Origin of the sequence: Paenibacillus sp. YIM B09110 (assembly GCF_037167145.1) — a bacterium.
Lineage (GTDB): Bacteria > Bacillota > Bacilli > Paenibacillales > Paenibacillaceae > Pristimantibacillus.
On sequence record NZ_JBANSP010000012.1, the window covers coordinates 133,424 to 152,895 of the forward strand.

The following is a 19,472-nucleotide window of genomic DNA, read 5'->3' on the forward strand; positions in this document are numbered from 1 at the left end:
TCGGATGAAGAGTAAACGTTTCCTTACAACATGTTTTGCGGCACTTACGACAATGGCATTGATCGTTTCAGGCTGCTCGGGCAATAACGGCAACAACTCCGGATCGAACGGCGGCGCGGGAGGCAGCGGCGGCAAAGAGAAGGTCGAAATATCGGTCTGGCTGACTCCGCAATGGAAAGGCGTGCTTGACGCATCCGAGGACGGTGCCGATTACGACAGCTTCATGAAATACGCGGCAGAGAAATTCACGAAGCAATATGACAAATACGACGCGACCGTTAAGGTTGAGGTTATCGCCGGCGATCAGCGCGACCAACTGCTTAACGTTAACCTGAACGGTGGAACCGCGCCGAACGTCTTCTTCGAAAGCTCGTTCGCCATGGGCGACTACGTTCACCGCGGAGCGCTAGTGCCGCTGACGGACATCGTCGACGACGCTGCCAAAAGCGACATTTCGCAAGGCTACTGGGATTCGGTAACGTACGGCGACGATATTTACTTCTACCCGTTCCAGAACAACCCGGGAACGCTCGTGTACAACGCGGACATGTTCAAGGCGGCAGGCCTGGAATCGCTCATCGGCGGAGAAAACGAAATCAAGACGTGGACATTGGCCGAATACGAGCAAATTCTTGAGGCGCTAAAAACGAAGCTGCCGAAGGATCAATACTCCAACGCTTACCCGATGGCGCTTTTTGCAATGAATAACCAAGGCGATACATGGAATCTTTCTTACCTTAGAATGTTCGGAAGCTCGTTCTTCGATCAGGATAGCAACATTATCTTGAATGACGACAAGGGCTACAAAGCGGCTGCATGGCTGAAAAAAATATACGAAGCGGGTTATACGAATCCCGGCGCGGAGTCGGTATCGTCCAACGACGCGAACGCGATGTTCCAAAATCAGCAACTCGCGATCAGCTTCACGAACCCGATCTTGTTTAACGGCATCAAAACCAATATGGCAAGCGGCACTTCACCTAAGTTCGATGTAAGACTGGCGAACATCCCTTCTGAGGGCGGAGATCCGCTCACCTTCACTTACGTGGTAGGTGCAAGCGTATTCCAGTCGGATGACGCTAAGAAAACGGAAGTAGCGAAAGATTTCGTGAAGTTTTTCTCCAGCGACGCTGAGCTCGTGAAGTCGTCGAAAAACGGCATTCCAGTCCGCTCGTCGGTTGTAGAAGAGCTGAGCAGCGAGAACCCGTTCTTCGCCGCTTATGACGCGAACTCGAAATACGTATTCAGCTTCAGCGGCAACGTTCCGGGCTACAGTCAGCTGCGCGAAGCGCTTTATCCGGAGCTGCAGGCGCTGCTTATGGGAGCGAAGACTCCGGAGCAAGCGATCAATGATTATGTGGCGAACGGCAATAAAGTGATTCAAACGAACAAAGAAAACTCGGTCATTTACCAGTAATCTACCTATCATCCATCATCGATCATCGATAGACAAATAAACAATACATGATCAGCGGCCCTGCGTTGCAAGCAAGTAAGGGCCGCCGATCAGAAAGGTAACCACCATGCGCATTCGGAATAGTTTTGTGAAAGAGAACCTTACCGGTTATTTGTTTATTTTGCCGCAAATGTTGATTTTCCTTGTGTTTCTCGTGTACCCGATATTGGAAGGCATCAGGCTTAGCTTGTACAAGATTAATTACAACAATGAAACGTTCGTTGGATTTGATAACTACGCGACGTTGTTCAGCGATCCTGTCTTCTTCAAAGCGCTAATTAATACGGTCGTGTTCGTTCTCTTCATCGTCTTGTTGACGGTAGGCTTCTCCTTGTTCGTCGCATCCGCCATTTTCGATAAAAACGCTAAGTACGTTTCCTTCATACGGGGAAGTTATTATATACCGGTCATGGTCTCCATGGTTGTCATGAGTATGGTCTGGAGTTTCTTGTTGAATCCAGCCAACGGGCTCATCTCGTATTTGACGCGCGAGGCGGGCATGGGCAATATTAACCTGCTCGGCAATCCGCAGACGGTGCTGCCCGTCATCATCTTCGTTACGTTCGCGGGCAACGTCGGTCAAGCGATTATCTTGTATATCGCCTCGATGATCGGCGTGTCGAAGGATCTGTTCGAAGCCGCCGAGGTAGACGGAGCGAGCCGCTGGCAGGTCATTATGAAAATATTGATTCCGTCGGTTCAGCCGACGACGATCTATATCACGATCGTTAACATCATTGCGGTGCTGAAAATTTTCGTCGTCATTCAATTGCTCACGGGCGGCGGTCCTAACAATGCTTCGGTCACCCTGATGTATTACCTTTACAACAACGCCTTCAAATACAACCAGCTTGGCATAGCTTCCGCGGTCGGCGTTATTATGTTCGCCATCACCTTGCTGCTGTCCGTTCCGCAGCTCAGAGCCATGATGAAGCAGAAGTAGAAGCGAGGAGTCGATACATGATGACGCAAACGAAAAAAACGAAGAAAATAGAAATGTTCGACTTGGTATCGAATATAGTCGTCACCGTCTTTGCCATTGTCAGCCTATTCCCTTTATATTGGCTCATTACTAGCTCGCTCAAGAACAGCTCGGACGTGGTGAAGATGCCGCCGGATTGGTGGCCGACATCCGTTACATTTGCCAATTACACCGATATTTTTCAGAACCAGCCGGCGTTAAGATGGACGTTCAACAGTATATTTACGGCGGGCGCTACGACGCTGCTCGTCATTGCCGTCGGGTCGATGGCCGCTTACGCCTTTTCGAAAATCAATTTTAAAGGCCGGACGACTATCTTTATTATTTTCATTTCCAGCTTAATGATTCCGAAGGAAATTATGATCGTGCCGCTGTTCCGCATCATTCAGGATTTCGGCATGGTCAACAGCTTTAACGGCATGATCTGGCCGAACGTGGCCGGCGCCTTCGGCGTCTTTCTGCTCAAGGGATTTTTCGACAGCACGCCCGACGCGCTGCGGGAAGCAGCCAAGATCGACGGGGCCGGCGAGTGGCGAGTGTTCATGCAAATTATGCTGCCTATCGTCAAACCGGGCATCGGCGCTCTGTTTATACTGAACTTTGTACAAATTTGGAACGACTACCTGTGGCAGCTCGTCATCGGCCAGGAGAAGAACATGAAGACGCTCATGGTCGGCACGGCGACGCTGATGCAGGATTTGAATCCTAACTTCGCATACAAGATGGCCGGCGCTTCCGTTGCTGCCATTCCGATGCTGCTTATCTTCGTGTTGTTCCAGCGGTACTTTACGTCCGGAGCTACGGCAGGCGCAGTGAAAGAATAGCACTTAAATCGAATATAGATGGAGATGCAACTTATGACTAAGAACCCTCTATTGGAAAAAATTCAAGGCAAGCTGGTCGTGTCCTGCCAGGCGCTGCCGGAGGAACCGCTTCACAGTCCTTTCATTATGGGCAAAATGGCGTACGCGGCATTTCTTGGCGGGGCGTCAGGCATCCGGTCGAATAGCGTGGAAGATATTAAGGAAATCAAAACGCGCGTCGGGCTCCCGATCATCGGCATTATCAAGCAGGTGTATGAAGGCTCGCAGGTATTTATTACGCCTACAATGGCCGAGGTTGAAGCGCTTTGCGAGGAAGGCGTCGACATTATTGCGATGGACGCGACGGATCGCGTAAGGCCGGACGGCTCGACGATCGAGGAGCTGTTCCCGCAAATCCGGGCGAAATATCCGAATCAGCTGTTTATGGCCGACTGCTCCACGTTCGAGGAAGGCGTGAAGGCGGCGGAGCTTGGCTTCGACTGCGTCGGCACGACGCTTAGCGGCTATACGGCAGCGACGCAAGGAAAGTCGCTTCCCGACTTTGAATTAGCGGAGAAGCTTGTGAAGGCGTTATCCGTCCCGGTCATTGCCGAAGGAGGCATCTCTACGCCGGAGGAATTGCGCCGGATGGTCGACATCGGCGTATACTCGGCGGTCGTGGGCTCCGCGATTACGAGGCCGATGGATATTACGAAACGTTTTATGAAAGCGATGGAGTAGAGGACGATGAAGATTTTAGCTGCGGATATTGGCGGAACGAACACGAAGTTATGCCTTTGCGACGAGACGGGGCATATCGAGAGGTTCACCGAATATGCGACCGAGAGCGGTAAAGGCGGTCCGCATGTCGTTCAGCGATTGATGGAGCATATGGCGGCATACGAGGGCTATGACCGTATCGCCATCAGCACGGCAGGGCAAGTGAACGCCGAGGAAGGTTATATCGTCTATGCGAACGCCAACATTCCTCATTATACAGGCATGCAGGTTGCGAGAATCGTCGGCGAACGGTTCGGCGTTCCGGTCAAGGTGGAGAACGATGTCAATGCGGCGGCTCTCGGAGAAGCCTGCTTCGGTGCAGGCAAGCCTTACTCGCATTTCCTCTGCCTTACGTTCGGCACCGGCATCGGCGGTGCGATCGTGATCGGGGGGCAGCTATACAAAGGCGCGGATGGCGTAGCAGCGGAATTCGGGCATATGTTCACGCATCCGCTTCCGGATGCTGCCGGCTCTGAGGGCATGCTGCCCTATTACGAGCGCTTCGCCTCGACGACGGCGCTAGTCAAGCTGGCGCGGCAGGTCGATCCGGATTGTGTGGACGGCAGAACGATATTCAGCAAAATCAATAATGGCGATGACAGGCTGGAGCAGCTGCTGAGCGGTTGGATCGACGAGGTTAGCATCGGTCTTGCTTCCTTAATCCACGTATTCAATCCCGCTGCGATTGTCGTTGGCGGCGGCGTTATGGAGCAGCTCGAGCTAGTTCGGCAGGTGGAGGCCAGAACGAAGGAGCTCGTGATGTCGAGCTTCAGAGGCGTCCGCATCCTGCCGGCGCAGCTTGGCAACAAAGCGGGCGTTCTCGGAGCCGCATCGCTGTATGTAAGTTAGTGTTAGGAGGGAGCAAATTGCGCGCGATCAGTATCTTTTCGACGATTCAATCGAGCTATAACCGCTTCACGAATACGGAGAAAAAAGTCGCCGACTACATTCTTGAGCATGCCAAGGAAGTCGTCTATATGTCGATAACCGATCTGGCCGACGCATGCGGCGTCGGTGAGTCGAGCATCTTTCGCTTCTGCAAGTCGATCAGCTTCAAGGGCTATCAGGAGTTCAAGATCGACCTTGCCCATAGCACGTCCGTCGACAACGAAATTCCGCAGCTCTCGGATCAAGTGCTGATGCACGATTCGCTGGAGGAGGTGGCCTCCAAGGCGCTTGCCAGCAATATGAACGCGCTGAATGAAACGTACAAGAGAATCGAGTTCACGGAAATAGGCAAAGCGATCGAGCTGTTGATCGAGGCGAACAGGATTCATTTTTTCGGCGTCGGATCTTCCTTAATGACTGCGTTAGAAGCGAACAACAAGTTCATGCGCATTACGAACAAGACGGTATGCGCCTTTGATTCCCATCAGCAGGTGATGTCGGCCTCGCTTATGACGAATAAGGACGTGGCGGTCATTATCTCTTATTCCGGTTCGACGAAGGATTCGATAGAGGTCGCACGCAAGGCGACGGAGCGGGGAGCGGCGGTAATCGTCATTACCCGGTTCGTTAAGTCGCCGCTTACCGCCTATTCGGATATCACGCTGCTCTGCGGGGCCAACGAAGGTCCGCTCCAGGGCGGTTCATTGTCAGCGAAGTTGTCTCAGCTGTATTTGCTTGATGTTCTGTATATCGAATACTTCAAACGCACGTATCAGGATTCCATCGTGAGCAGGGAAAATACGTCAGCCGCAGTCGCGGTTAAGCTGTTATAGCCTTCAGCATGCTCGAGAGGAAACCTATGTTGGATAATTGCAGCAACTTTTTGCGAATCATTCTTCTACAAAAGCTATATTGGATATCTGCATTAACTTTCACATCATCCTCCTAAAAATTTCCATTAAAAAGCAAAGTTAATGCAGGAATCCAGTATAGCCCTAAATCTCTGCTCAACCTGAGAATAGTTAGTGCGAAAATCCAATATAGCGAGTATTAGGTTAGGTACATTAGCGAGGAGGAAACCCAATGATTATGGGATCTTTAGCTTCAAATAAGGAGTGTGCTGCGGGAGGTTTTGCCGTTATTGCAGAGGCTCTGGAGCTGCTTAAGCAAACGGTGGGAAGCGGCGAACCGCTTGAAGGCCGCGTCACGTTCAAGGAAGACCTTTTCTACGTCAACTTCATGTCATTCGACACGAAAACTCGCGAGGAGCAGGTTGCCGAGAAGCATGAGCAATTCATCGATATTCATTATTTAATAGAAGGATCGGAGCAGATCGGCTGGTCGCCGCTGCGCGAAGGGGTGCTGCCCACGCAGGCGTATGACGAGAAGTCCGATTATGCGTTATACGCTCCTCAACCGGATGAGGTTGAGCTTGCCCTGCAGCCGGGCATGTTCGCTGTGTTTTTCCAAGGCGATATTCATCGTCCTGGGATGGGCGAAGGCTCGCCGATTAAGAAAGCCGTCGTGAAGATTCATAAGGATCTGCTGCTTGAGCTTGCGTAGCTGCATGAAGGTCATGCTCGGTGCGGTCATCTTTGCTTTGTTTTATTGGGTGGGGATGTGGATCAAACAATGGTTCAACATACCGCTGCCTGCTAACATAATTGGTCTTCTATTATTAGTTGCCGCTTTGTTTGGGAAGGTCATCAAGCTGTCCTGGGTCGAGGATTGCGGACGGCTTGCGCTGAAGCATATGGGTTTGTTTTTTATCCCGTCGATTGTCGGCACGCTTGCGTTCGCGAAGCTTATGGCTCCGCAATGGCTGCCTATCTTGATGAGCGTCGTTGCGGGGACTTGGCTTGTGATGGTCGTTACCGGCCTTGTAACCAAATATAGCGCGAGAAAGGAGCGATCCGCTGATGAATCCCGCACATTGGCTCAATAATCCGATGTTCGGCGTAGGCGGCACGCTCCTTGTTTATTTAGCAGCGCTGGCTTGCCGAAGAAGATGGCGCTGGATGCACCCGCTCGTATCTGCCTCGGCGGTTTTGATCGTCCTGCTCACGACTGGCCATATTCCGCTTGCTTTCTATCAGTCCGGGGGCGACTGGTTAAGTCTTTGTCTTGGACCGGTTACGGTAGCTTTGGCCGTCCCGCTCTATAAGAATGCCCGACGAATCAAGGAGGCGCTGCTCCCCGTGCTCGCTGGCATCACGGCAGGCTCGCTCATATCGGTGGCTTTCACCGCGCTTCTACTGTCGCTGACGGGGAGCCCGGAGGAGTTGATCCGGTCGATGCTGTCGAAGTCGGTATCAGCTCCGATAGCGATGGAAATCGCTAGAAGGGCAGGCGGCATTCCTGAGCTTAGCGCGTCCTTCTCCGTGCTGACCGGCCTCGTCGGAAGCGTGACAGGTCCGGCCGTGCTGCGGTTATGCGGCATACGCGGCGATATTCCGCTTGGCACAGCGATGGGCACTAGCGCGCACGGCATTGGCACCGCGCGAATGATCGCCGAATCCCAGTCGTTGGGCGGCATCAGCGGATTCTCCATGGCAGCGGCCGGGATCATTACCTCCGTGCTCATGATTCCTTTATACTGGATTATTTAATAGGATATAAGGAACTCAGAAAAGCTTATTTTTGAATTCCGGAGGATATTCGGTTTGTAACGAATCTAGGAATGGCTATTTCACCAAGATGGCATTCGTATGCAAGGAACAGAGGCGAATAAGAGTCTTTAGGTTCGTTAAGGATGCCGATCAGAGGACAACGAGCAAATAAGATGTTTACGGTTCGCTATTGTAAACGAAAAGCTCAAACGGGCTAACTGTTGATATTAGTTAATAATCAGCCGCGAAAAAAAAGGTTGCATTACCAACCGCCGTCATGATAAGATACTACTTGTCTTGTTACGCGGAGCTGTGGTGTAGAGGCCTAACATGCCTGCCTGTCACGCAGGAGACCGCGGGTTCGAATCCCGTCAGCTCCGCCATTTAATTCATAAACCAGTTTGAGCAGGAGCTTGCCTCCTGCTCATTTTTGCATACATAGGCAAGGAGGCTTAGGCCGCCATGAGAGGACGATTCGCCCCGACCCCATCGGGGCTGATGCATATCGGAAATGCAAGAACCGCTTTGCTCTCCTGGCTGCAGGTTCGGAGCGCAGGCGGCACATTCATTATGCGAATGGAGGACGTGGATACGTCCCGTTCGCGGGCAGAACTGGCCGAGCTTGCGCTGGAGGACCTGCGCTGGCTCGGCCTGGACTGGGACGAGGGGCCCGATGTCGGCGGGCCGCACCGTCCTTATACGCAGAGCGAGCGCCTCGGCATGTATGAGGCGGCGCTCGCTAAGCTGGAGGAAGCAGGGAGGTTATATCCCTGCTTCTGCAGCCGTGCCGAGCTGGCCGCGGTAGCCAGCGCGCCGCACGGTCTTGGCAGCGAGGGGCCGGCTTATCCCGGCACCTGCCGCTGCCTTTCACCGGCGCAGCGGGCGGAGCGCGGGCTGCTCAAGCAGCCTTCGCTGCGCTTCGCCGTGGACGAGCAGCCGGTCGGCTTCGATGACGGCATCGCCGGCCCGCAGCACTTCCCGCCGGGAGCGGGCGGCGACTTCATCGTGAAGCGGGCCGACGGCCTGTTCAGCTATCAGCTCGCAGTCGTCGTCGACGATGCCGAGATGGGCATCACCGACGTGCTGCGCGGCGCGGATCTGCTCGACTCGACGCCGCGGCAGCTTCAGCTCTACGAGGCGCTCGGACTGCAGTCCCCGCGCTTTACCCATGTGCCGCTATTGTTCGGCACGGACGGCAAGCGGCTCGCCAAGCGCCACGGAAGCATCTCGCTCGCCGCGCTGCGCGAGTCCGGCACGGCGCCGGAGAAAGTCATCGGCTGGCTGGCTTCGGTCAGCGGCCTTATCGACAAGCCCGAGCCTGTCCGTGCCAGCGAGCTGATACCGCATTTCCGGCTCTCGCAAGTCCCGCGGACAGGTATAACGGTAACGGATGACGGGTTAGGAAGTCTGCTGGGCTAATGAAATAAAGCCATAGGGAATAGAGAAGAATGGAATTTCTTCTTTGTTCCCTATGGCTTTTTTACTAGAAAACAAAGCTCCTCTTGCGTCAAAGGTCACTAGAAATCTAGCGAATTATCGCGTTTTTTGTCTTTTTGTGTTCTATTGCTAGGTAAATTATGCTAGAGTTTACAAAGGAATCATTTGGAAGGTAAGGAAATGAAAAAATGCAAAGCAGAGGTGTATTTGGGATGAAGAAGCTTTCCTTGTTAGTTCTGGCTTGCCTGCTTGTGTTGACAGGCTGTTTCGGGGGCAACGGCGCAGAGGATGCCAACAATGAAGGAGATACGGCGGAGGTTGAACAGCAGAAGGACGACACGCCGTTCAAGGGCGGTACGGTAAAGGAATTGAAGCAGAAGTTCGGTTCCTCGCAGGATAAAGCAATTATGCCTTTGTACAATGTAAAGCAGGACGAGATATTTAGGTTTCAGTTCCAGACGAATCTGTCTTCGCTTACGCCAACCGGCTATGTGGACGAGGACCAAAAGATCATCTCGGTCCATACGGATATTAAGGCGCTCGATGCGAGCAAAATCAGCGCATTGGTAGCGTTGGAAGAAACGGAGGACGGCAAGACGGTCGCTCAAGTAGAGCCGATCAACGGCGTTCTAGCATTGGATTCGAATCCAAAAGGTCTGGATTGGGGCAGCGCGCCGGTCTACTATATCAAGATCAACTATGATATGGATGCGACCGAGCCGACCGAGCTGGAAACGCCGATCATTATTCCGTTCACGATCAAGACGGAGGTCGCAACGCCTACGCTGCATCATGAGATTTTGTCGGACGGACGTTTGAAGCTCGTATGGAATGCCGTGGAAGGCGCCGACAGCTACAACATCTATCAGATCGAGAAGCCGGAAGATCTCGAGAATTTCACCAATACGCCGATCAGCGCTGCCGAAACGGGATATGATTCCTTGTATCCGTTCATTCAAGCGACGGTGAAGGATACCTCCTTTATGGATTGGACGAACGATGGCGACAACGGGCTTGGATTCTTTGGCGACAAACAAATCATATACGAGCAGAACGTGCTGGTTAGCGGCGATTACTTTATTACGGCGGTGAAGAACGGCAAGGAATCGCTGGCAAGTAACTATGTATCCAGTGCGAAGCTCGGCGGACAGCTTCCGAGCCAGCTTGTTGACGATTCCTTCAAGCTCGCGGACAATGTCGACCAGCTGCCGAAGAAGACAAAAGTGAAGATGATCGACGGATCGGAGAAAGATTACAATGTTATTTACCTTACCGATGGCATCGTGCCTGACATGTTCGACGATGCCGTCATTCCGTACAACATTCAAGGAACGGCTCTTAAAGGTGACGTGACGATTTCTAATATTACGAAGGAAGAGCTTGCTGCGCTTGGCGGCACCGATCAGGAGAACACGACCTCTGCCCGGATGGATCCGGAGAACGAAACGGACTACGTACCGGCGCCGGACGTGCCGACGATTATCGATACGGGCTCGCAGGCGCCATCGGAAACATCCGACTCGCTTGTCGAGGAGCAGAAGAGCAATACGGATAAGATCGTCGAAGAAGCGAATAACGACGAGCTGCCCGCCTTACCGGAAGACGTTCCGATCAACGCGGATACGGCATTTGAGACGTATCTTGCCATCAACTTGCTGGCAGGCAACGAAGCGATCTCGCTCAGAGCGTTCCCGGAGGCGCAGAATTACGAGACGATTACGGACACGCTTCTCGAGGTGATGTACCAGAACCCGCTCATTATCGGCCTCGATGCTTGGGGGTATGACTACAAGAAATTAACGCTTGGCGTTCGATACAATGACAACTCGGAGGAAATCAAGAAACAGCAGGAAGAGATCGTAACCGAAGCTTCGAAAATCGTAGCCGACATCATTAAGGACGGCATGTCCGACGAGGAGAAACGCGAAGCGATCTACCGTTACTTGGCGGACAACACCGAATACGACGACGCGGCACTGAAAGCAGCCGAGGCGAACGACTTCCAGGGCGACCTGGACGAGCAATTCGACGATTCGTTCACGACCTACGGCATTATGGTCAAAAAGGTTGGCGTTTGCATGAGCTATGCTTATTCGTACAAGCTTCTGAGCGACCTCGCAGGCTTGGAATCGATTGTCGTAACCGGAGACGCGAACGGCGTTCCCCATGCATGGAACAAGGTGAAGATCGGCGACGAGTGGCTGCATGTCGATGTTACGAACAACGATAGCGACAGCAGCCTAGGCTTCCGCTTGCTATACAACTCCAACGACGATTCGGCCGTTGCCGTTAACTCGATTATTTCCGACGAATACTGGGTGAACACGGAAATCGAGCAGTTCTACGGCAAAGACAATTCCAACGATTATTACGTTGTGAACAAGCTCGAAGCAAGCACGCTGGATGATTACACAAAGATTCTAGCAGGCAAGCTGGCAGCAGGCGATTCGATCGTTGTCATTCGTTATACGGGCGACTACGATCAAGACGACTTCTACTCGGCGATCGGTTCGGCGCTGCAAGAGAGCGCGCCGGACAAGCTGGAAACGGCCCAATTCGCCGCAATGGGCAACTATATGGTCGTATTCGCTGACGGCGCAGAGTAACCATAGTTAGGAATGATGGGAGTGGGCTTACGCCTCCTCCCATTTTTTTTGAAAAAACAGCTGATACGCTTTGGTCGTGATAATCTTAATGATCATATAAACGGGGATAATGATCAGAATGCCGATGATACCGGCCAAATCGCCGCCGATAAGGACGAGGATGATCGTCGTCAGCGGATGAATGTCGAGCTGCCTGCCGTACACGTAGGGCGCAATCAGATTATCCTGAATTTGTTGCGCCGCGGTAATAATGAATACCGACCAGATTGCGGTTGTCGGCGATACGATAAAGGCGATGATGACGATGGGGATCGAGGATAGGAACGAACCGATAAACGGAATGAAATTCAAAATGACCGCTACGACCGTCAGCAAAAGCGCATAGGGTAAATCAATGATCAGAAATCCGATATACATGAGCACGCCAAGCGAAAGATTAATGATCACCTTCCCGACGATAAAGCTGCTCAGCGCTTCGTCAATATGGGATACGACCTCCGCGGCATCCTTGCGGAACCGAAGAGGAAAGCCGGTAACGAGGGCTCGGCCGAAACGGTCCCCTTCTTTCAACATATAGAACAGAATGATCGGGAAGATGATGAAAATAATCGCGATATTGGAAAATAAGGCAAACATGCCGGTTATGTAATTGCTCACGAACGTATAACCTTTGTTCAAATATTGCGTGAATGCGCTGAGCGGGCTCCGATCATCGGGGATGAATCGGGACCACAGCTCGTTTCTTTCCAGCTCCTTGGCTTGCTCGTTAAGCGTATCGAACAGACTCGGCGCATTGTCGACGAGCATCGTTAATTGGGCGCGCAGCGGAGGCCACACGAGAATGCCGAATACGACGAACATAATCGCGATTGCCGCGTAGATAAGTAAAATCGCCAGCGAGCGGTTTATTTTGTGAATTTCCATTTGGTTAACGAGCGGCCGCAGCAAATAATAGAAGAAAACGGATAGCATAAGCGGAATCGTAATGACGGTAATTAACGATACGATCGGCTTGAATATGAAGTTGACCTTGGCTCCCAAATAAACAATGACCAGAAAGAGAATGACGGAAATGCAATATCGGTTGAAGTTATTCAGTTTGGTCATCCAATCCCCTCCGGCTTTTTATAGTAACCGTACCCGATTACGAAACGTTTGAAACCTGCGGGCCTACGCTTTGTACGTTATCCGCTCACAAAACAGGAAATTTACCGTGAAGCAATTTCTCTTTTTTGACCAGCGCCACGCCGTTATGATGGGACTACAAACCAATCGGATTGAGGTGATAGGACGAATGGGGATACCTATTGGCAATCAAATGCTGCGTGCGGCCATATCGGTTATCGGTTTCCCGCTTGCGTTCATGCAGGCGGCTTTGTCGCAATATGAGGGGGATAAGCATAAGCCGCAGGGCGAGCTTGTTCGAGTCGGGCCTCGCAGCTTGCATGCGATCGTGAGCGGAAAGAGCAATCCAGCTTGCCCTACTGTGGTATTGGAAGCGGGCATGGGCGGCTGCGCTTTGGATTGGTCGCTCGTTCAGCCTAAGTTGTCTACCTACACGAAAGTATTGTCGTATGACCGTGCCGGCTTCGGCTGGAGTACAGGTATACTGGAGAGGCCGACTTGCAAGCATTATGTAGAGGATTTGCGTGGACTGCTGAGCGAGCTGAAGCTGACCCCTCCCTATTTGCTCGTAGGGCATTCGTATGGGGGGATGATCATGCGCATGTTCGCGGCTGAATATCCGGACGAGATTGCTGGAATCGTTCTGGTCGATGCGACGCACGAGGGGCGTTTTTTGGAAGAGCGTTTGGATAGCAGCAGAAAAACGTTGCGCAATAAACATCGATTGAAATATAAGCTTGGTTATTTGTTATCCACTATAGGCGTGCCGAGAATGGTGAGGCAGCATGTAGGCACGAAGAGGCTGCCTGTCTGTGTTCAGAAGCATGTGACGGCAATGGGCTATCGAAGTTCGGCGTATCGGGCCGCTTACCTTGAATATCTTCATGTGGAGGAAAGTGCTGCACAGCTTGGCCGGTCTCGTCCTTTGCGAGCAGATATGCCGATAGCCGTGCTGACGGCTGCCAATCAGACTGAAGATTGGTTGGAGGGGCAGAAAGTGCTGCTTCAATTGTCGAAAGAAACACAGCATACGATTGTGGAAGATAGCTGGCATGCGATACAGATTCATAAACCGCAAGCGGTAATCGACGCAGTTGTTCGCCTGCTTAACGCTCTCGTCTAAACTATGAAGAGTAGCGTTATATCGTCTTACCGATTCGTTTATACTGGAGCTAGAAGCGTTCATTAAGATGGAGGTGCGTGCTGTTATGATAACCAAACAAGAGGTTCAAAGCTTTGCGCTAGCTTTACCCGAAGCGCACGAGATGGAGCATTGGGGAAAGCCGTCTTACCGGATCGGCAGCAAAATTTTTGCGGTCGTTCAGGAAGACGGCGTCACGCTAACGGTGAAAACAACGGGAGAGGATCGCATCATCTATACGGACTTGGATTCCGCAGTCTATTCCATACCAGAATCGTTCTCGAACATGAACTATATGCACATTCATATGACTAACGCCGATCCACGCGAGGTGAAAGGGCTGCTCGTCAAGGCATGGAGCAGCATCGCGCCGAAGAGGGCGATTAAGGCGTATAACGAGCTAGGCATCTCATTCTGACGCGGCAAGCCAGTGACTAGGAGTTGCGAGCGCCGCAGGGAGCTTCGTGCGCGCGTCGCCCTTCGCCGCATTCATCTGGGCCTGCGTTAGGAATAGGGTTTGCGACAAGTCGGCTCCGCGAATATCGGTATCGCGGAGGTCGGCGCCGATGAGGTCGGCCGCTCTCAGATCCGCGTCCCGAAGGTCAGCCGCAATGAGGTATGCACCCCGCAGGTTGGCGGCTCTTAGATCCGCTCCTCTAAGCTTCGCTCCCATGAGGTCTGCGCCGCGTCCCGCTTTCTTAGGATGCTTGGGCGGCGTCTTGCACCGGCGCAGCGCATGCTCCCGTACTTGCTCGCTGACTTGGAGCAACAGTACGTTCACGTCTGCCCGATGCTTCGGGATATCGATCGATAACACATCGTTTGGCGCCATATACGTAAGTCGTTCCGTTTCTTCGAACGCGGAAAGAAGCGAGCGCCGGAGGGGACTGCCGTTGCTCTGTAGGCGCTGCGCCTCCGCCAAGTACCAGAGCAGCTCGTGAAGCTGCCACATGACCGGGAACACCTCGTACATTTGTTTCGCCGTATCCGGCGCTTCGCGCCAGCTGACTCCGCGGTAAGTGATTTGTGACACCTTTTGGCCGGCACCGAAGCAGTCGTATACCGTACATCCTCTGAATCCTGTCTGCCTGAGAGTCCTGTGAACGCCGCAACGAAAGTCTTCGCGCAGGCTCGGACAAGCCTGTCCGGCGTTCTTGTCCATCCCGAAATCGATCGAAGCCGAGAACGGAAGCGATATGCAGCATAAGCCGAAGCAGCTCTCGCAATCGGCTTTCAAAGCTATGGAATGGGCCATCAAGTGATGCTGGTCCTCGTTATGGTCATTAAGCAACATGGAGAAATTCCCTCCGCTAAAGTGTCATCATTTTACTATTTTAACAGATTTACGGGTTTTATGCGCTTTACTGCCCTTCATTGCACAATCTGCAACTGATAGGCTCTTATTAGCACATTAAAAGACTGCCGTTGCAGGAAGTGCAACAGATTTGCGGAAAATGCGCCTATCATGTTTCAACCGGAATCATTCTGTTGCAGAAAGTGCAAGGAGACAAGGGGGCGAGGCTCTCCAAACGTCAATCCGTTGCAGAAAGTGCAGCCGCCAAGCCCGACGAAAGCGATGAGAAACAAATAACAAATGATATAATATAAAGGTGGTTAGGGATGGCGTTCATTGGAGAGGTGGCACAGCATGAGGGATAGAAGGAAATGGGGTCTTAGTTAAAAGATTTTTTGAATGCTAACCGTGTTGGCCGAAAACAAATAGAGGCGGGGGCGTTTCGATGAATGAGGTTTTACTTCCTTATATGCAAGGGTTTCAGTCAACCGGCAATTTACGTTCAGATATTAGGTGGTTTTTCGAGTTGAACGACGATCGGGAAACGCTGGATCATACATACAAGGTAGCCGGAGTCGCACAGAAGGTGGCTGAACGATACGAGGCCGATCCGAGGAAAGCCGTAACGGCGGCGCTGCTGCACGACATTAGCAACGTCATCCCCGTTAGCAAGATGATGGAAACGGCTGATAAGCTGGGCATTCCGATCCTGGAGGAGGAAAGGAAGTACGACCGCATCGTTCATCAGAAGCTATCGAGAGCGATGGCGATTGAACTGTTTCTTATCGAGGACGAGGAAATCCTGAATGCGATCGAATGCCACACAACGCTCAAGGCAAACTCTACGCTGCTCGATAAAGTGCTGTTCATCTCGGATAAAATGGCATGGGAGCTTCCCGGCGAGCACCCTTACCTGCAGAGCATCAAGGACAAAGTGAACAACGACCAGCTCATCGAAGGCATCTTGGTGTATCTCGATCACCTCTGGGACAACCGGGCGAATATGAAGCTGGTTCATCCTTGGCTGATCGCGGCCAGGGATGAGCTATCGAACGATGAGTTCAAGGGTTATTAGGCAGCGGCAAAAGCCGACTGATCACAGGGGCTGTATGAAGGCCTCTCTGACCAGCCGGCTTTTGTTCATGTTATTGATTCGGGACTCAAGGCGAGCCATTAATAAAGGCGCTTAACATGCTGGTGTTGTAGAAGTTATTCTGTCTTAGGATTGACCGCCTTCACATACTTTCCTGGAGCTGCCTCAATGGCGATGGCGTCGCTCGTATCGATCTGGTCGATCGACCAAAGCTTCGTTCCCGCTTCGTATTCGGTAGAAAAATTATTAGGCGTCGCTCCGGATTCCGTAAGCGATGTATATTGAATCTCGCCGATTTCTTCACTTGGCATGATCGCTTCAGCGAACGTAATTCTATATACGGTATTGTTCCATTTGACTAGCGCATAAGGGAAGGAAGCGAATGACTTTGTTACGCTCTTCTTTAGGGTCTCTGTACTGCTATTGTCTGCCATAGCGGCGGCAGCGCTGGAAGCTTCGGCGGAGTCGTCAGCCCGACTGGCGGTATCGCCGTTCGAGCAAGCGCTAGTCAAAGCGATCAGTAAAATTAATATTAGTTTTTTCATCTTGTTCACCTCATCCTCTAAACGCATGGTTTGGCCTAGATGTTGCATATTATTGGAAAACAGAAAGAACCGCCTCTGCAAGCCGAGAGGCGGTTCTTTGTTCCTGCAGCGAGTCTACTTTATCTTCTTCTGATCCAGCTTCTTGCTCGATGCAATGTTCGCATACGAACTAGAATCGGCTACATAAATACCGTCGTCTTCATTGATCGGAATATACGTTCCATCAGCCATCTTGCGCAGGAATAAGATGACCTCTTGTCCTTTCTTCAGGTAGGTGGACATATCGGAGAACACCGTAACATCCCCGTCCGTTCCTCCCATTTGCGATAAAGTAATCGGTAGGCCGGATACGTATTCGCCCTTCAGCACTTCGAGAACGCCAACGTTAACATCTGTCGTGTAATTTTTGTAGTCGCCTTTCTTGTATTTGCTTCCTTTCTCTTTCACGACTTGGCCGCGTACAACGAGATCGGCCGCTTCGGTGAGCGCGGCTTCATCCTCGTAATAGACGGACCAGGATGGATGAACGTAGACGCCGTCTGCCAGCGCTTCGGATTCGATGCTCGATTCGTCAAGCGCGAAGCTCGATTGGAGCGGGTACAAGCCGTTGACGACAGAGATATCGTTGGCGGAAGGGTTGAGAGCTCTTGCCGTTGTGCCGTTCGAATTAAACGTGTAAGGATGCATAATAGAGGTCGTCTCCACGACGGACGTATGCTCGAGACCTAGCGAATGCCCGACTTCATGCGCGGCAACAGCAGTAATTATGCTGCTCGTATACTTGCTCTGCGAGGTATAATACGTATTAATATTCAATGTCGCTTGCGTTATAATGCCTGCGTCTACGGTAAAGGTGCATAACCCGTCCCATGTAGCCATCGATGTGTTCACATTAACCGCATAATAGGTGCTGCTCGTTCCAAGCGTTGTGCTTATGTTGAAGTTGGTGTTGGTTTTCCATTTGTTAGCTCCGGCTGCCCATGGGGTAGTGGCGCTGCTCGTGTTGACGTACATCGTTTTCGTACGGCTTGCCCATTTGCCGAAAGAGGTGACGGTTGCGGATGCCGGCGTGCTGTTCACCAGCAAGGTTACTACCGTTAGTACGGCAGCGATACTGACTAGCATTCTCTTTTTACGCATAAATAATTACCCTCCTCAATGTGTGCAGCGATTCATGCATTCTGTAAAAATAACCAAATCTATCCTATTAACGTGTCGATATATGATATAGTTGCAACAAAAAGGAAATTTGATCGGGTTGCAAATGTTCTAATAGTCGCGGATCAACGAATCGGAGGCAAGCAGCGATGGAAAAAGTTCGATTAACGAAGCCTACAGAAGCTTTGAGAGATGCCTATATGGAGTACTATATGGAGTGGCAATTGAGCGGCGAAGATCCTGTTCCGTGGGTCATCGGCAAGGATCCTTCTGATTTCGACGGGATGATTAGCTGGTATGAAGAGCGGGAGAGGGGAGAAAACCTGCCTGAAGGCTGGGTGCCGGATTCTACGTATTGGCTTGTTGGCGAGCACGGGCTGCTGCTTGGCGTTGTTAACATCAGACATGCTTTAACTCCTTTTCTGTTAGAGAGAGGCGGTCATATCGGATACGGGATTCGTCCCTCGGAGCGAAGAAAGGGTTACGCCGGCGAGCTGTTGCGGCTTTCCTTAATTGAAACGAAGTATCTAGGCATTAACCGTGTTCTTGTGGTATGCGATGAAAGCAATACTGCCTCTGCCAAAACGATTCTAAAAAACGGCGGCATACCAGATCACGATTTTGTGGAAGAAGACGGCAACGTAATTAGAAGGTTTTGGATCGATAATGAATAAGCCGAGCGTTACGGAAGTTTTACCTTCCGTTCTGCCCGGCTTTTTTTCGTTTCTTGTGATTATGCTTTTAAATAATCAATGAATACTTTTTTGAGAATGGCCAGCTGATGATCGGACTCCAGATCGGACTCCAGCAGCAAAATGTTTTTCTGCGAGGACAGCTTCTTGGAGAACAATCCGAACGTATTAACGAGCGTCGTCAATGTCTCTCGTACCGGAAGATCGGAGCGGACAGAGCCGTCAGCAATGCCTTGCTGCACAATCTTCGCATATTCGCGCGATACACTCCGGTTCAAGGCGTTAAATTGCAAAATATCTTCAAGCGGCTCTGCGGAATGAGAGGCGTAGCTCTCGAAATCAACCATAAACTTCGCGCTGGAGTTGTTGTGGTCCTCAATGAAGAAGTCGAACAACACCTCGTGCTTCTCCAGGCAGTTCATTGGAAGCGCGGCGATCGCTTGGAAGCGCTCGTAGATTGGCTCCAGCAGCTTGGAGGCGACGGCAACGACCAGCTTTTCTTTTTTGGCAAAATAACGGAACAGTGTCGCGATGCCGATATTCGCTTCGCTCGCAATATCCTGCATCGTCGTTTTCTCGATTCCCTTCTTCGTGAACACGCGCTCCGCTGCATCGATAATCGTTGCTAATCGGTGCTGCTTGCTGTCATATCGTTCCTTCTCGTATCTTTCCTTTGGATCCATGAGCACGTCGACCTCTTCCATTCTTCGCACCTGTATTTTTAGTTATTATACCGATAGGGGCATACAGTAAGCAAGATACAATTGAGTTCTGATCGGTCATATGATATTATGTAAATCATAGTGATAGTAATACTATCACGACCTGCTTTCCAATAGATCATCTTTAGTGAAAACAATCGT

At 51.5% G+C, this 19,472-nt stretch carries 20 protein-coding genes and 1 tRNA gene; 16 read left to right on the forward strand and 5 right to left on the reverse strand.

All coding sequences use genetic code 11. From position 1 onward, the window contains the following. Nucleotides 1-4: 4 nt before the first annotated feature. From V8F51_RS18730 to V8F51_RS18785, 12 genes are all read left to right on the forward strand, one after another. On the forward strand, nucleotides 5-1,417 hold the full coding sequence (locus tag V8F51_RS18730; RefSeq protein WP_337101895.1) for an ABC transporter substrate-binding protein: 1,413 nt from the start codon (nucleotides 5-7) through the stop codon (nucleotides 1,415-1,417). A gap of 127 nt (nucleotides 1,418-1,544) precedes the next feature. Beyond that, entirely contained in the window at nucleotides 1,545-2,399 is an 855-nt protein-coding gene (locus V8F51_RS18735) for a carbohydrate ABC transporter permease (RefSeq protein WP_337101896.1), read from the forward strand. 20 nt (nucleotides 2,400-2,419) lie between these two features. Next, nucleotides 2,420-3,262, forward strand: coding sequence for a carbohydrate ABC transporter permease (locus tag V8F51_RS18740; protein ID WP_337101897.1), 843 nt, complete (start codon nucleotides 2,420-2,422; stop codon nucleotides 3,260-3,262). Between the two features lie 24 nt (nucleotides 3,263-3,286). Continuing rightward, a complete protein-coding gene (locus tag V8F51_RS18745) occupies nucleotides 3,287-3,982 on the forward strand; it encodes an N-acetylmannosamine-6-phosphate 2-epimerase (protein WP_442956460.1) in 696 nt (231 codons plus the stop codon). A gap of 6 nt (nucleotides 3,983-3,988) precedes the next feature. Next, nucleotides 3,989-4,870, forward strand: a complete 882-nt coding sequence (locus V8F51_RS18750; protein WP_337101901.1) for an ROK family protein — start codon at nucleotides 3,989-3,991, stop codon at nucleotides 4,868-4,870. 17 nt (nucleotides 4,871-4,887) lie between these two features. Further along, nucleotides 4,888-5,742: a MurR/RpiR family transcriptional regulator gene (locus tag V8F51_RS18755; RefSeq protein WP_337101902.1), complete on the forward strand. Its 855-nt coding sequence runs from the start codon at nucleotides 4,888-4,890 to the stop codon at nucleotides 5,740-5,742. A gap of 250 nt (nucleotides 5,743-5,992) precedes the next feature. Beyond that, complete coding sequence (locus V8F51_RS18760) at nucleotides 5,993-6,472, forward strand: YhcH/YjgK/YiaL family protein (RefSeq protein WP_337101903.1); 480 nt, start codon at nucleotides 5,993-5,995, stop codon at nucleotides 6,470-6,472. A gap of 4 nt (nucleotides 6,473-6,476) precedes the next feature. Then, entirely contained in the window at nucleotides 6,477-6,854 is a 378-nt protein-coding gene (locus tag V8F51_RS18765) for a CidA/LrgA family protein (protein ID WP_337101905.1), read from the forward strand. Beyond that, nucleotides 6,829-7,518, forward strand: a complete 690-nt coding sequence (locus V8F51_RS18770) for an LrgB family protein (RefSeq protein ID WP_337101906.1) — start codon at nucleotides 6,829-6,831, stop codon at nucleotides 7,516-7,518. Before V8F51_RS18765 ends, V8F51_RS18770 begins: the two co-directional genes overlap by 26 nt. A gap of 306 nt (nucleotides 7,519-7,824) precedes the next feature. Beyond that, nucleotides 7,825-7,901: transfer RNA gene (locus V8F51_RS18775), tRNA-Asp, on the forward strand. A 79-nt stretch (nucleotides 7,902-7,980) separates the two neighbouring features. After that, nucleotides 7,981-8,937, forward strand: coding sequence for a tRNA glutamyl-Q(34) synthetase GluQRS (gene gluQRS, locus V8F51_RS18780; RefSeq protein ID WP_337101907.1), 957 nt, complete (start codon nucleotides 7,981-7,983; stop codon nucleotides 8,935-8,937). A gap of 230 nt (nucleotides 8,938-9,167) precedes the next feature. Beyond that, nucleotides 9,168-11,561 (forward strand): transglutaminase domain-containing protein, encoded by a 2,394-nt coding sequence (locus tag V8F51_RS18785; RefSeq protein WP_337101908.1) that lies wholly within the window; start codon nucleotides 9,168-9,170, stop codon nucleotides 11,559-11,561. Nucleotides 11,562-11,588: 27 nt separating this feature from the next. Here the strand turns inward: V8F51_RS18785 and V8F51_RS18790 are convergent, their stop codons facing one another. Next, nucleotides 11,589-12,668, reverse strand: a complete 1,080-nt coding sequence (locus tag V8F51_RS18790) for an AI-2E family transporter (RefSeq protein WP_337101909.1) — start codon at nucleotides 12,666-12,668, stop codon at nucleotides 11,589-11,591. A 148-nt stretch (nucleotides 12,669-12,816) separates the two neighbouring features. Here V8F51_RS18790 and V8F51_RS18795 point away from each other — a divergent pair, with 148 nt between their 5' ends. Then, on the forward strand, nucleotides 12,817-13,809 hold the full coding sequence (locus V8F51_RS18795) for an alpha/beta fold hydrolase (RefSeq protein WP_337101910.1): 993 nt from the start codon (nucleotides 12,817-12,819) through the stop codon (nucleotides 13,807-13,809). Between the two features lie 85 nt (nucleotides 13,810-13,894). Then, nucleotides 13,895-14,245 carry an MmcQ/YjbR family DNA-binding protein gene (locus tag V8F51_RS18800; RefSeq protein ID WP_337101911.1) on the forward strand — a complete coding sequence of 117 codons (351 nt, stop codon included), beginning with the start codon at nucleotides 13,895-13,897 and terminating at the stop codon, nucleotides 14,243-14,245. Here the strand turns inward: V8F51_RS18800 and V8F51_RS18805 are convergent. After that, nucleotides 14,237-15,121 carry a pentapeptide repeat-containing protein gene (locus V8F51_RS18805; protein ID WP_337101912.1) on the reverse strand — a complete coding sequence of 295 codons (885 nt, stop codon included), beginning with the start codon at nucleotides 15,119-15,121 and terminating at the stop codon, nucleotides 14,237-14,239. The genes V8F51_RS18800 and V8F51_RS18805 overlap by 9 nt on opposite strands. Nucleotides 15,122-15,566: 445 nt before the next feature. On the opposite strand from V8F51_RS18805, the gene yqeK reads away from it, so the two are divergent. After that, the gene (gene yqeK / locus V8F51_RS18810) at nucleotides 15,567-16,196 is read left to right on the forward strand and encodes a bis(5'-nucleosyl)-tetraphosphatase (symmetrical) YqeK (RefSeq protein WP_337101913.1); all 630 of its coding nucleotides are present in this window, start codon (nucleotides 15,567-15,569) and stop codon (nucleotides 16,194-16,196) included. Between the two features lie 134 nt (nucleotides 16,197-16,330). Here the strand turns inward: yqeK and V8F51_RS18815 are convergent, their stop codons facing one another. Then, nucleotides 16,331-16,759: a hypothetical protein gene (locus V8F51_RS18815; protein WP_337101914.1), complete on the reverse strand. Its 429-nt coding sequence runs from the start codon at nucleotides 16,757-16,759 to the stop codon at nucleotides 16,331-16,333. 114 nt (nucleotides 16,760-16,873) lie between these two features. Further along, nucleotides 16,874-17,899, reverse strand: a complete 1,026-nt coding sequence (locus V8F51_RS18820) for a matrixin family metalloprotease (protein WP_337101915.1) — start codon at nucleotides 17,897-17,899, stop codon at nucleotides 16,874-16,876. Nucleotides 17,900-18,066: 167 nt separating this feature from the next. Between V8F51_RS18820 and V8F51_RS18825 the strand changes: the two genes are divergently transcribed. After that, the gene (locus tag V8F51_RS18825; protein WP_337101916.1) at nucleotides 18,067-18,591 is read left to right on the forward strand and encodes a GNAT family N-acetyltransferase; all 525 of its coding nucleotides are present in this window, start codon (nucleotides 18,067-18,069) and stop codon (nucleotides 18,589-18,591) included. A 59-nt stretch (nucleotides 18,592-18,650) separates the two neighbouring features. On the opposite strand, the gene V8F51_RS18830 is transcribed toward V8F51_RS18825, so the two are convergent. After that, nucleotides 18,651-19,292, reverse strand: a complete 642-nt coding sequence (locus tag V8F51_RS18830; RefSeq protein ID WP_337101917.1) for a TetR/AcrR family transcriptional regulator — start codon at nucleotides 19,290-19,292, stop codon at nucleotides 18,651-18,653. Nucleotides 19,293-19,472 lie beyond the last annotated feature (180 nt).

What these genes read in the sequence shown, in the direction of transcription:
- V8F51_RS18730 (WP_337101895.1), top strand. Translation starts at nt 5, where the DNA reads ATGAAGAGTAAACGTTTCCTTACAACATGTTTTGCGGCACTTACGACA.
- V8F51_RS18740 (WP_337101897.1), top strand. Translation starts at nt 2,420, where the DNA reads ATGACGCAAACGAAAAAAACGAAGAAAATAGAAATGTTCGACTTGGTA.
- V8F51_RS18745 (WP_442956460.1), top strand. Translation starts at nt 3,287, where the DNA reads ATGCAACTTATGACTAAGAACCCTCTATTGGAAAAAATTCAAGGCAAG.
- V8F51_RS18750 (WP_337101901.1), top strand. Translation starts at nt 3,989, where the DNA reads ATGAAGATTTTAGCTGCGGATATTGGCGGAACGAACACGAAGTTATGC.
- V8F51_RS18760 (WP_337101903.1), top strand. Translation starts at nt 5,993, where the DNA reads ATGATTATGGGATCTTTAGCTTCAAATAAGGAGTGTGCTGCGGGAGGT.
- V8F51_RS18765 (WP_337101905.1), top strand. Translation starts at nt 6,477, where the DNA reads ATGAAGGTCATGCTCGGTGCGGTCATCTTTGCTTTGTTTTATTGGGTG.
- V8F51_RS18770 (WP_337101906.1), top strand. Translation starts at nt 6,829, where the DNA reads ATGAATCCCGCACATTGGCTCAATAATCCGATGTTCGGCGTAGGCGGC.
- gluQRS (WP_337101907.1), top strand. Translation starts at nt 7,981, where the DNA reads ATGAGAGGACGATTCGCCCCGACCCCATCGGGGCTGATGCATATCGGA.
- V8F51_RS18785 (WP_337101908.1), top strand. Translation starts at nt 9,168, where the DNA reads ATGAAGAAGCTTTCCTTGTTAGTTCTGGCTTGCCTGCTTGTGTTGACA.
- V8F51_RS18790 (WP_337101909.1), bottom strand. Translation starts at nt 12,668, where the DNA reads ATGACCAAACTGAATAACTTCAACCGATATTGCATTTCCGTCATTCTC.
- V8F51_RS18795 (WP_337101910.1), top strand. Translation starts at nt 12,817, where the DNA reads ATGGGACTACAAACCAATCGGATTGAGGTGATAGGACGAATGGGGATA.
- V8F51_RS18800 (WP_337101911.1), top strand. Translation starts at nt 13,895, where the DNA reads ATGATAACCAAACAAGAGGTTCAAAGCTTTGCGCTAGCTTTACCCGAA.
- V8F51_RS18805 (WP_337101912.1), bottom strand. Translation starts at nt 15,121, where the DNA reads ATGTTGCTTAATGACCATAACGAGGACCAGCATCACTTGATGGCCCAT.
- yqeK (WP_337101913.1), top strand. Translation starts at nt 15,567, where the DNA reads ATGAATGAGGTTTTACTTCCTTATATGCAAGGGTTTCAGTCAACCGGC.
- V8F51_RS18815 (WP_337101914.1), bottom strand. Translation starts at nt 16,759, where the DNA reads ATGAAAAAACTAATATTAATTTTACTGATCGCTTTGACTAGCGCTTGC.
- V8F51_RS18820 (WP_337101915.1), bottom strand. Translation starts at nt 17,899, where the DNA reads ATGCGTAAAAAGAGAATGCTAGTCAGTATCGCTGCCGTACTAACGGTA.
- V8F51_RS18825 (WP_337101916.1), top strand. Translation starts at nt 18,067, where the DNA reads ATGGAAAAAGTTCGATTAACGAAGCCTACAGAAGCTTTGAGAGATGCC.
- V8F51_RS18830 (WP_337101917.1), bottom strand. Translation starts at nt 19,292, where the DNA reads ATGGATCCAAAGGAAAGATACGAGAAGGAACGATATGACAGCAAGCAG.